This window comes from Paenibacillus sp. AR247 (assembly GCF_002968895.1).
Taxonomy (GTDB): Bacteria; Bacillota; Bacilli; order Paenibacillales; family Paenibacillaceae; genus Paenibacillus_AQ; species Paenibacillus_AQ favisporus.
Genome location: NZ_PCZT01000017.1, coordinates 18,547 through 29,530 on the forward strand (window position 1 = coordinate 18,547; position 10,984 = coordinate 29,530).

Here is a 10,984-nt window from a genome sequence, read left to right on the forward strand (position 1 = left end):
GGATTTGACCCGGCTTGTATGGAAATGTGCATGTATATTTTCAAATGATACAGGAGGTTTTAAACATTGACGGTTTACCAAGACGAAAATGTGCTCCTCAGACCGGTAAGGGAGGACGACTTGCACCGGCTATGGAGCTTATCGTTGAAGGAAGAAGCGCCGGAGTGGAAAAAATGGGATGCCCCCTATTATGAGCATACACCGGTAACCTTTGAAAAATATGTGGAAAACAAAGACAGCCTAGTCGACCGGGATCATTTCTGGGCTATTGAAGTAGATGGCGATCTCATCGGAACGGTCAGCTATTATTGGGAACACCAGCCATCTTATTGGCTTGAAATGGGTATCGTAATCTATGATCCGACTTACTGGAGTGGTGGTTACGGCACCAAGGCATTGGCTATGTGGATCCGCCGCCTGTTTGACACACTGCCCCTCGTCAGGGTGGGGTTTACGACTTGGTCTGGAAATTACCGGATGATCAAAGTCGGAGAGAAGCTAGGGATGACCATGGAGGCCCGCATAAGGAAAACTCGGCTGTATAACGGCGTTTTCTACGATTCCATTCGTATGGGACTGCTACGGGAAGAATGGGAGGAGAATTTGCGTTAACTGAAAAAAGGAGGGGCTGCCGTTTACATAGGCAGCCCCTCCTTTTGACCGTTACCTGCAGCTTCATTCGTACCTTGTTACTTCCGTTTAAGGATTCAACGCTTCCTTAAAAGCGAACTTCCGGTTCCAGCTGGCACCGCCGTCATGTGTGGCATAAATCGACGATTTGGTGGCGCTGGTCACCACAAGCCAGCCCGTCTTGCCGTCCGTAAAGGAGATCCGTGAATCGTAACCATTAATGGACGGCTTTACGTTCTTCCACGTCTTTCCTCCATTATAAGTCACGCCGACAGACACCATCCCGCCCGCCGGAGATCCGCCGGATAGAAAGGCAGTTTCCCGGCCGATCAGCTGCATGTTGCCGGGGTGTCCGCCTGGCTGGGCCGGCCCCTGATTAACGACAGCGGCCCCACTGCCGGGAGCCGGGCCTCCGCCTGCCGTGGATTGGGCAATGACGCGCTTCCAAAGTACGCCTTGATCCGTGCTGCCATACAGCGAATAGGATACCTGGGACATGCCTGAGCCGCCATAGAACAGCGCCCAGACCTGATTGTCCTTGCTGTAAATTTGTCCGCCCGCAGGGTACGGGGAGTCAAATTTCACGTTCAGCTTCGTGATCCAGCTGTGCCCGCCGTCGGCCGTGCCCAGTACTTTATAGCCCGAGCCGGGAACAACGACCAGGACATACCCGTTGTTCTTATCCCGAAACGTCGCATATCTCGTATTTGCCGGCGTAGGGATTTTCACCCAGCTGTTCCCGCCGTTATCGGTCCGGTAGGCGCCATTTTGCGTGTAGCCGTACACCGTGTTCTTGCCGAGCGCCTCGAGCCGGTTAAACGGCAGATTGGCCGTATACACCTGTTTCCAATGCAATCCGCCGTCCACCGTCTTGAGCAGATGCGTCGTCTGGTGGGAAGGAAGGGTGGCGATGGCCCATCCGTTCACGTTGTCCGTAAATTGGATCTGGGCAAAATTCCATTTCCCTGTGTAAATTTCCTGCCAGTGGCACCCCGCATCCGATGTGCCGATCATAAACCCGGTTCCTGCCGCCCGGCCCGTCGACCCGTTCAGAAACTGAATGTCCGTAAAATGAAGCGGGTCCCCGCCTTCCCCCATATGCTGTTTCTGCTCTTGCTGAAGCAGGCCGTGATCGCCGCTTCCGCAGGGAGCAGGCGCCGCGGCGGCGGCCGAAGTCTGCGTTGGGGATAATCCCCAGCCCGCCGGTATCATCAGCATAAGCGCAGCGGCAGCCAAGGAAGAGTTTCTAAGCAGCTTTTTCATGATCATAACGACACCTCCATATCGATTACATTACCCTCTTTGGGGACTTGCCACTCGCAAAAAAAAGTCCTCTTCCTCATTCCAAAAGTAGCAAACACCATTCAATAGTGAAAGAATTTGTGCATCCTTCGACTACAGGCAAGGTTCAGCCCACGATACAATGAGAGCTACTAAAAGGCGTGAGGTGATTGATTTTGAATGCACAAACGATACCGGCGGCGGACAAGGCCCAGCCGGGCAAAAACATGAAAGCGGTTGCCAAAACGTTGAAAGGACGCTGGAACGCCCCGCTGGCCGGCTACCTGTTCATCGCCCCCTGGCTGCTGGGTTTTCTCATTTTACAGCTGTGGCCCATTATTCAATCCTTCTATTTATCTTTCACCGAGTTTTCCCTGCTGGAACCAGCCCGCTGGATCGGGCTCAAAAATTATCAGGATATTTCGCAGGACCGGCTCTTTTTCAATTCGCTGAAGGTGACCTTCCTGTACGTCATTACTTCGGTTCCCCTGAAGCTGCTGGCGGCGCTGCTGGTCGCTATGCTGCTCAACCGGAATATCCGGGGTATTTCCTTCTACCGCACGATCATTTATCTGCCGTCCCTGATCGGGGGAAGCCTGGCGGTGGCCGTGCTGTGGCGCAACATTTTCGGCCTCAACGGATTTATCAACCATCTAGTGATTCTGGTCGGCATCGCCCCGAAGAACTGGATCGGAACGCCCTCCACTGCCCTCGGAACCCTGGTGCTGCTGACGGCGTGGCAGTTCGGCTCGTCGATGATTATTTTCCTGGCCGGTCTTAAGCAGATTCCCGGGGAGCTGTACGAAGCAGCCTCCGTGGACGGGGCCACACCTTTTCGCAAATTCATCCGGATTACGCTGCCCATGCTTTCGCCCGTCATCCTGTTCAACCTGATCATGGGAATCATCAACGCGTTCCAGATGTTCACCTCGGCGTTTGTCGTTACCAACGGAGGTCCGGTCAATTCGACCGAAATGTTTGCCCTGTACCTGTACAACAAAGCCTTCGGTTCGCTGCAGATGGGCTACGCCTCGGCACTGGCCTGGATCCTGCTGGTCATTATCGGCATCGCCACAGCGATCAATTTTATTGCGTCCAAATATTGGGTGTTCTACGAAACGGAAACGGAGGGTCGCAAATGACAGGCGTTCTGAAAAAACAAAATTGGCTGGTTCATATTCTGATGATCGTGTTCTGCTTTGTGATGTTCTACCCCGTACTCTGGTGGATCGGCGCCTCCTTCAAATCGACGGCCGAGATCAGCCTGCCCTCCCTGTTCCCCAAAGTATGGCTGTGGCAGAATTATACGGAAGGCTGGAACGCGCTGCCCAAATATACGTTTACACGCTTCTTCATGAACAGCCTCAAGCTGAACGTGGCGACCACAGTGCTGCACGTCATCTCGGCCAGCTTGGTGGCCTTCGGGTTCGCCAGGCTGACCTTTCCGCTGAAAGGGCTGTGGTTTTCCATCCTGATGATGACCCTGATGCTGCCGGGCCAGGTCACGCTCATCCCGCAGTATACGATGTTCCATTCTTTCGATTGGATCAATACGTATCTGCCTCTGATCGTCCCATCGGCCATGGGGGGAGCCTTCTTTATTTTTCTGATCGTCCAATTCATCCGGGGCATTCCGCGGGAGCTTGACGAGTCGGCGAAAATCGACGGCTGCACCTGGTTCGGCATCTACCTGCGCATCGTCATGCCGCTGACCCTGCCGGCGCTGATCACGGTCATGATCTTCTCGTTTATTTGGGGCTGGGACGATTACTTCGGTCCGCTGATTTATCTGAATACTGTGGACAAATATACCGTCCCGCTGGCGCTCCGAATGTTCATCGATTCCCAGTCGGCCGTGCCGTGGGGTCAGCTGCTCGCCGTGTCCCTGCTCTCCGTGCTGCCGCCGGTCGTGATCTTCTTCCTGGCGCAGAAGCATTTTGTCGAGGGCATCGCAACGTCAGGGCTGAAAGGCTAGTCATCTTGGAGCGCAATAACGGAATCACGGGGACTCGCTCATTCCATGCTTTTCTTCCGGACCGTATCGTCAACGCAAGCCTCTTTCCAGGCGCGCCGTGAACGGCCGCTTTGGTATAGCAGCGCGTTAACGCTATGGCATCGCCGCACCCAAGAGGAGGGGAAAAGCCATGAATCCGTTTCGCATGTTCCGTATCGATTATGTGTTTTTCTTCAGCTTTGCCGCTTTTATCGCGGTCCTGATCACTATCATGATGATCGTCAGCTACCGGTTCTCCGCCAATGAGCAGGCGGACAGCGCCTCCATGTATCAACAGGCGGTGCTGCAGCAGCTCAACAAGCAGCTCACCGACCAGATGAGCGCCGTGGAGCAGACCTCGCTTGCCGTAGCCATCAACTCCCCGCTGGTCAATTATTTGACGATGAAAGGAGACTATTATGCCCGCAAAACGGCCAGGGACGAGCTGAACCGGGATTATCTGGCGCCGATGCTGAACAGTTCCCGCTCGATGTTCTCCTTTCAGATTTATATGAGCGATCCGCTGCAAGTCGACCCCAACGCGAACATTCAGTACCTTCCGCTGAATTACGCCAGCCGGGAAAGCTGGTATGCGGCCGTCGACAAGGCCGACTTCGTCTGGATCGGACAGCGGGAGGTCGGCTCGCCGCAGGGGAAACAGCAGGTCATCAGCTTTATCCGTAAAATCACGACGCCGGACGGGGTGAACCGCGGAATCCTCATTATCAACGTTCGCGTCAAATTTCTGCAGGATATCCTGACCGAGGACAATTCCTCGGCCAGCCGGCTGCTGCTCGATTCCGGCGGCCGGATGATCATGCACACCCGGATCGCTCCGCCTCCCGGAGAAATCGATGCCATTCTGAAGGAGGTCAGCGGAGATGCCGGTCATGCGCATCAGCTGCTGGAAGCGGCAGGCTCGCTTCCGGAGAAGAACATGCTGACCGTCTGGTCCCGCACGGCGCCCGGCAGCTGGATGCTGGTCGAGCTTACGCCATGGAAGGCATCACAGGCGGAAGTGTCCGCCTGGCATGGACCATGGCTGCGATCGGAGCGGCCGCCATCCTGCTATCGGTATTCTTCACGCTGTCCTTTCGAGGAAGTTTCACGGTGCCGATCCGAAAGCTGGTCCAGCTGATGCAGGCGTTCAATCCCGGCAAAGGGGCTGCCGCTGCCTACGGAATACCGCAACGAATTCGGCAGTCTCTTCAGCGGCTACCGCAAGCTGACCGAGCGGATCGAGACGCTGTACCAATCGCTGGAACAACAGTACAAGGCGCAGCGCGAGGCGGAAATCAAGGCGCTGCAGGCGATGATCAACCCCCATTTTCTCTACAACACCTTGGATCAGCTGAACTGGATGGCGCTGGAGGCCGGCCAGGAGGAGATCAGCCGGGTGCTTGAACTGATGGGGCAAATGTTCCGTATCGGGTTGTCCGGCGGCGAATCCCTGATTCCGATTCAGGATGAGCTGCTTCACGTCGAATGCTATTTGAAAATTCAGCAGTTCAAAAGGGGCCAAGGTCTGGACTGGGAAATCGACTGTCCGGAGGATCTGCGGCAGCTGCTGATTCCGAAGCTGACCCTGCAGCCCTTCGTGGAAAACGCCATCGTGCACGGCTTCCATGGACGCAGCCATGGCCGAATCGTCCTGAATGCCGTGCAAGAGGACCGCGGCATCCGGATCCGAATCCGAGATGACGGCGTCGGCCTGCGGGACGATTGGAAGACCCGGAGGCGCCATCCGACGGGCGGATACGGCATCCGTAATGTAACCGAGCGCATTCAAGTATTTTTCGGTCCGCCCTTCGGCGTATCGCTCCGGAATCGTACCGGCGGATCAGGCACCGAGGCGGAAATTTATCTTCCGAAGCTGACGCAGCAGCCGGATTTGGAAGGAGGACGAAGTGATGTGGACACTCGCGATCGTGGATGACGACCGGCAGGTGCTTGGGGGGATGTCGCGGCTCATTCCCTGGGAGCAGCTCGGCATCCGCCCCATCGGGGAGGCCATGGACGGTGAAGAGGGGCTCCGGCTGATCAGAGCTGCTAAGCCGGATATCGTCATTACGGACATCTATATGCCGGTCATGAACGGGCTGGAAATGATCGAACAGCTTCGCAAGCAGCAGTTTGACGGTAAAATCATCATCTTAAGCGGCTACTCGGACTTTGATTATGCCCGCAAAGCGCTACGGCTGCAGGTCGACGATTATTTGCCCAAGCCGGCCTCACCGGCTACGATCCGTGAGGTACTGCAGCGCGTAATCGCCGAATTGTCGGAGAAAAGAGCGGCAGAGAACCGGGAGCAGGAGCTTCAGGACCGGCTGATGCAGTACGAGCCCTACCTGGAGAGAGAATGGGTGAAATCGGTCCTCACGGGCGGGACCTTTTCCCCTCCGACCGGGCCGTACCGGATGCTGGACCGGCTTGGCTGGAAAGGCGCCCAGTTCATGATGCTGGCCCTGGAAATCAAGCGGCAGGGGCGGACGGAAGGCATCTCGGCCCGGGACTGGCACCTGTTCCGCTTTGCCGTCGGTAATACGGTCGAGGAGCTGGCCAGGCAGGATGGACTGAGGAGCTACTTTTTAGAGCTGCATAGTCACCATATGACCCTGCTGCTGTATAAGCCCCTCTCCTGGCCCGCAGAAGCGTTTTGCTCCGAGGTACTGGCACTGGCCGGGCGCATCATTGAGTCAGTGGACCGTTACCTTCAGGTCAAGCTGCGTATCGGAGCGGGCCTCCGGAAAGACGATTGGACGGCTATTGCGGATTCCACGGAAGAGGCCTTCCAGGCCCTGGCCGAGCGGCGTGAGCCGGATGCAAACCATCCCTGCGTCTACGTCTACACCGAAGCTGGCTTCCGGCATCCGGCAGCGCGAAACGTGCGTCCGGTCCGATTTTTTCAGGAAATGGCGGATGCGGTTCGGACCTTCGATGAGCCGCGGGCCCTGCTGGCGCTGGAGGATTTCGCAAACAGCGACAGCGGCGTGGCACAGCTATCTCCCGGCGAGCTGGCAGCCCTCGGGACACAGCTGTTTGCCATCCTCTCCTTCACGCTGTACGATTCCGGCCACAAGCTTGACGACGAGCTGCCTCCTGCAGATCTGTCCAAGGAGTTGGGATTGATAGAAAACGAGCAGCAGTGGAAGGCCTGGGTGGCCGAGAAGGTTAAGCGGATCTGCCGCCGGTTTACTCCCAATGAGAACCTGAAGCATAAGGAAACGGTGGAGTTTATCATTCAGTACATTCACGAGCATTACGCCGAAAACATCCACCTTCAGGATGTCGCCGATCAGGTCTATATTTCCAAAAATTATTTGAGCACCCTGTTCCGCCAGTTCACCGGCGAGACGTTCGGCGATTATTTGACCCGGGTCCGGATGGAAAAAGCCAAGAGCATGGTCCTGGAGAAAAAGCTGCTCATCGCCGAAATTGCCGAGCGGGTCGGATACCGCAACGTTCCGTACTTTACCACGCTGTTCAAAAAGCATACCGGGCGCAGCCCGACCGAGTTCTACCGGGCCTAACGCAGCTACAGCCGCTCCTGGATCCGCCCAGTATACAGGACAAACGCAGCCGGCAGTTCACCGATATTCGTAAAATACTGAAACGATTTGTAGGATCGTCCGCTACGCGGATGTTCCTCGGCTTGGTACCTTAGAGCAAGAAAGAGTTCCGTTACTTAAGGGAGGTTCAACCAATGAGAAAATCATGGCAACGTCTTGCCGCAGGCACTGCGGCCGTCCTTATGCTGTCCCTCGTTCTATCCGCCTGCAGCGGGGTCAAGAAGGAAGAAACCGGAGCTGCGGGCACCGGAAACGGCAAGTCCATCACGCTGCGGATCATGTGGTGGGGCTCGCAGGCCCGTCACGACGCAACCTTGAAAGCGCTTGATTTATACTCCAAAAACAATCCGGGAATCACGTTCGAGCCGGAATACCAATCGTTCGACGGATACCAAGACAAGCTCTCGACCCAGTCCGCAGGGAAAAACACCCCGGATATTTTCCAGATGGATGCCGCCTGGTTCAACGACTGGGCCTCCAGCGGCCGGTTGGAGGATCTCTCGTCTATTCCGACGGATAACATCGACAAGGCCCTGCTCGAAACCGGCACCTATCAAGGCAAGCTGTACGCGATGCCGCTCGGCAACAACGCCTGGGGCATGGTATACAACAAGACGATCATGGACAGCCTCGGGGTTCAGCCTCCCAAGACATGGGATGAGTTTTTCGCCATGGCCCGCGATCTGAAGCCGAAATTGGCCAAAGACCAATACCTGACCCGTGATTTAACGGCAGACGGCGCATCCTACATGTCCTATCAATTGAGCATGGGCAAAGGCTTCTCGATGAGCAAGGACGGGAAGTTCCACTACGACGAAACCACCTGGAAAGATTGGATGAACAAATGGGCACAGCTGCGCAAGGACCATCTTGTGCCTCCGCCGGATGTGACGGTGTCGGATAAATCGCAGGACGCGCAGATGGATTTGCTCATTCAGGAGAAAATTCTGCTCCGGGGCGCGCATGCCGCGGAATTCGGCGGAACGGACGCCCTGAAACCGGGTGTAATGGCGCTGACGACCCAGCCGCGGGGGACACAAGCGGGCGGATGGCTCAAAGCCTCCATGTATTGGAGCGTCAGCCCTAACAGCCAGTATAAAGACGAAGCGAAGAAGTTCATCGACTGGTTCGTCAACAGCCAAGAAGCCGGCGACATCCTCGGCACTTCCCGCGGGATTCCTGTCAACAAGACTGTCGCTGATGCGCTCAAGCCTAAGTTCACCGATGTGGACAAAAATGCACTGGGCCTGATCAACGAAGTGTCCAAGGACGGGGCCGCGTTCGACCCGGGTCCCGGGAATAAGGGCGGCTGGGCCAATTTTACGAAGGAATACGACAACATCACGCAGTCGATCATGTTCGGGAAAATCAGCATCGACGACGGCTGGAACCAAATCGTTAAACTGAGCAAAAGCTTGGACTAGCTTCGCAGCTCTATCAGAAGCATCTCAGATCACTGTCTTCGTACGAAAAAAGAAGCACCCGGTTTAGCATCGGGTGCTTCTTTACGTTCATTTATTTTACAAACCCGAGCAGCATTTCGCGAATCAGCTTCGCCGCCACGATCTGGGTCTGCTCCGAATGGTCGTAGACCGGCGCCACTTCCACCAAGTCGCAGCCCACCACGTTGACTTCGGAATTGGCGATCAGGTGCACCGCCTCCAGCAATTCCTTGGAAGTGATGCCGCCCGCTTCCGCGGTTCCCGTTCCCGGCGCCGCCGACGGGTCGAGCACGTCGATGTCGATCGTGACGTATACCGGACGATTGCCCATTTGCGGCAGGGCTTCCCGAAGCGGAGCCGCCACGTCGAACGGATAGAAGTTAATGTTCTCGCGGGCATACTGGAACTCCTCGCGCGAACCGGAGCGGATGCCGAATTGGTAGATGTTCTTGCCGCCCATCAGCCCGGCTGCTTTGCGGACCGGCGTCGAGTGCGACAGCGGCTCGCCCTCGTACTGCTCGCGAAGGTCGGCATGCGCGTCGATGTGGATCAGGATCAGATCCGGATACTTCGCGTACATTTGCTGGATGACCGGCCAGGTCACCAGGTGCTCGCCGCCGAGCCCGATTGGAAATTTATCATCGCCGAGCAGTTTGCCCACGTACTCGCCGATCACTTCGAGACTGCGTCCTGCATTGCCGAACGGCAGCAGAAGATCGCCAGCGTCGAAGTATTTGAGATCCAGAATACTTTTATCCAAGTAAGGGCTGTATTCCTCCAGACCCACGGAAGCCTGGCGGATGTGCGCAGGACCGAACCGGGATCCCGGACGGAAGCTGACCGTGTAGTCCATCGGCATGCCGTAAATGACCGCCTTGGAGTTTTCGTAATCGTCCGAGCTGCAAATAAATACGTTGCCCGAATAAGCTTGGTCTAGTTTCATGATGTTGCCTCCCCCTATTTCGTCAGATCTTCCACAAATTTAGGCAATACGAAAGCCGCCTTGTGCAGGCGTGGCGTGTAGTACTTCGTGTCCATCTCCGGAATTTGCGACTCGTCCACCTCAAGCGGATCGTATTTTTTGCTGCCCATCGTAAATGTCCACAAGCCGCTCGGATATGTTGGGATGTTCGCCGCATAAACGCGCACGATCGGGAAAATTTCCTTCACGTCCTTGTTCACCTTTTGGATCAAATCGGCCTTAAACCAAGGATTGTCCGTTTGCGCCACGAAAATGCCGTCATCCTTCAGCGCTTCATAAATGCCTTGGTAGAAGCCGCGTTCAAACAGAGGAGCAGCCGGTCCTACAGGCTCCGTGGAGTCAACCATAATGACGTCGTATTCGTTCTTGTGCTCGTGGATGTGCATGAAGCCGTCGTTTACCAGCACTTCCACCTTCGGATCTTCCAGTTTGCCCGCGATGGACGGCAGGAACTTCTTCGAGTACTCGATGACTTTGCCGTCGATGTCGACGAGCACGGCTTTTTCCACTTTCGAATGCTTGATGATTTCGCGGATCACGCCGCCATCTCCGCCGCCTACGACGAGGACGTGCTTCGGATTCGGATGCGTATTCAGCACCGGGTGCGCCACCATTTCATGGTATACGAATTCATCCTTCTCGGTCGTCATGACCATTCCGTCAAGCAGCAGCATATTTCCAAACTCTTCAGTCTCTACCATGGCCAGATCCTGAAAATCAGTTTTTTCATTTACATACGTTTGTTTGATTTTGGCAGTAATACCGAATGCGGGCGTCTGTTTCTCCGTGAACCACAATTCCATCGTCATTACCTTCTTTCTTTCCCAGGATAAAGGAGGGATTGATCTTCCCTGCCGCATGTTCTCTTAGCACGTACATCTTCTTTATTGTACCAAACTGCCGATGTATAAACACATCCTTTGAATTATACGCGATAGAAGAAATTCGTGTAAAGAAACACTTTCCTAACGCTTCGTCCCCTGGCTAAGGCCGCGTCAGCACGGGTTTTTCATCCCTCAGGTGGCCCTGTATGCCCCCCCTCGCCCTGCATGACCGGGAGGCCGAGCGCTTTTCCCGTGGATCCCGG

11 protein-coding genes are annotated in these 10,984 nt (G+C 55.6%); 7 read left to right on the forward strand and 4 right to left on the reverse strand.

Annotation, left to right across the window (positions count from 1 at the left end; genetic code table 11):
- The first annotated feature begins 66 nt into the window (after nt 1-66).
- Nucleotides 67-612 (forward strand): GNAT family N-acetyltransferase, encoded by a 546-nt coding sequence (locus tag CPT76_RS25595; protein WP_105444915.1) that lies wholly within the window; start codon nt 67-69, stop codon nt 610-612.
- Between the two features lie 87 nt (nt 613-699).
- Here the strand turns inward: CPT76_RS25595 and CPT76_RS25600 are convergent, their stop codons facing one another.
- Nucleotides 700-1,899, reverse strand: a complete 1,200-nt coding sequence (locus CPT76_RS25600) for a WD40/YVTN/BNR-like repeat-containing protein (protein WP_105444916.1) — start codon at nt 1,897-1,899, stop codon at nt 700-702.
- Between the two features lie 188 nt (nt 1,900-2,087).
- Between CPT76_RS25600 and CPT76_RS25605 the strand changes: the two genes are divergently transcribed.
- From CPT76_RS25605 to CPT76_RS40510, 3 genes are all read left to right on the forward strand, one after another.
- Nucleotides 2,088-3,053 carry a carbohydrate ABC transporter permease gene (locus CPT76_RS25605; protein WP_105444917.1) on the forward strand — a complete coding sequence of 322 codons (966 nt, stop codon included), beginning with the start codon at nt 2,088-2,090 and terminating at the stop codon, nt 3,051-3,053.
- Nucleotides 3,050-3,886: a carbohydrate ABC transporter permease gene (locus tag CPT76_RS25610; RefSeq protein WP_076176951.1), complete on the forward strand. Its 837-nt coding sequence runs from the start codon at nt 3,050-3,052 to the stop codon at nt 3,884-3,886. The genes CPT76_RS25605 and CPT76_RS25610 overlap by 4 nt, the downstream gene beginning before the upstream one ends.
- A 169-nt stretch (nt 3,887-4,055) precedes the next feature.
- Nucleotides 4,056-5,042 (forward strand): cache domain-containing protein, encoded by a 987-nt coding sequence (locus tag CPT76_RS40510; protein WP_258168802.1) that lies wholly within the window; start codon nt 4,056-4,058, stop codon nt 5,040-5,042.
- A gap of 9 nt (nt 5,043-5,051) precedes the next feature.
- Here the strand turns inward: CPT76_RS40510 and CPT76_RS40515 are convergent, their stop codons facing one another.
- Nucleotides 5,052-5,231, reverse strand: coding sequence for a hypothetical protein (locus CPT76_RS40515; RefSeq protein WP_258168803.1), 180 nt, complete (start codon nt 5,229-5,231; stop codon nt 5,052-5,054).
- On the opposite strand from CPT76_RS40515, the gene CPT76_RS40520 reads away from it, so the two are divergent.
- From CPT76_RS40520 to CPT76_RS25625, 3 genes are all read left to right on the forward strand, one after another.
- On the forward strand, nt 5,217-5,840 hold the full coding sequence (locus tag CPT76_RS40520; RefSeq protein WP_258168804.1) for a sensor histidine kinase: 624 nt from the start codon (nt 5,217-5,219) through the stop codon (nt 5,838-5,840). The genes CPT76_RS40515 and CPT76_RS40520 overlap by 15 nt on opposite strands.
- Complete coding sequence (locus CPT76_RS25620; protein ID WP_105444918.1) at nt 5,815-7,434, forward strand: response regulator transcription factor; 1,620 nt, start codon at nt 5,815-5,817, stop codon at nt 7,432-7,434. Before CPT76_RS40520 ends, CPT76_RS25620 begins: the two co-directional genes overlap by 26 nt.
- A gap of 173 nt (nt 7,435-7,607) precedes the next feature.
- On the forward strand, nt 7,608-8,897 hold the full coding sequence (locus CPT76_RS25625; protein ID WP_076176948.1) for an ABC transporter substrate-binding protein: 1,290 nt from the start codon (nt 7,608-7,610) through the stop codon (nt 8,895-8,897).
- 91 nt (nt 8,898-8,988) lie between these two features.
- Here CPT76_RS25625 and speB read toward each other — a convergent pair whose 3' ends face one another.
- Nucleotides 8,989-9,858: an agmatinase gene (speB, locus tag CPT76_RS25630; protein WP_089549432.1), complete on the reverse strand. Its 870-nt coding sequence runs from the start codon at nt 9,856-9,858 to the stop codon at nt 8,989-8,991.
- A 14-nt stretch (nt 9,859-9,872) separates the two neighbouring features.
- Nucleotides 9,873-10,700 (reverse strand): spermidine synthase, encoded by an 828-nt coding sequence (speE, locus tag CPT76_RS25635; RefSeq protein WP_105444919.1) that lies wholly within the window; start codon nt 10,698-10,700, stop codon nt 9,873-9,875.
- Nucleotides 10,701-10,984: the final 284 nt, after the last annotated feature.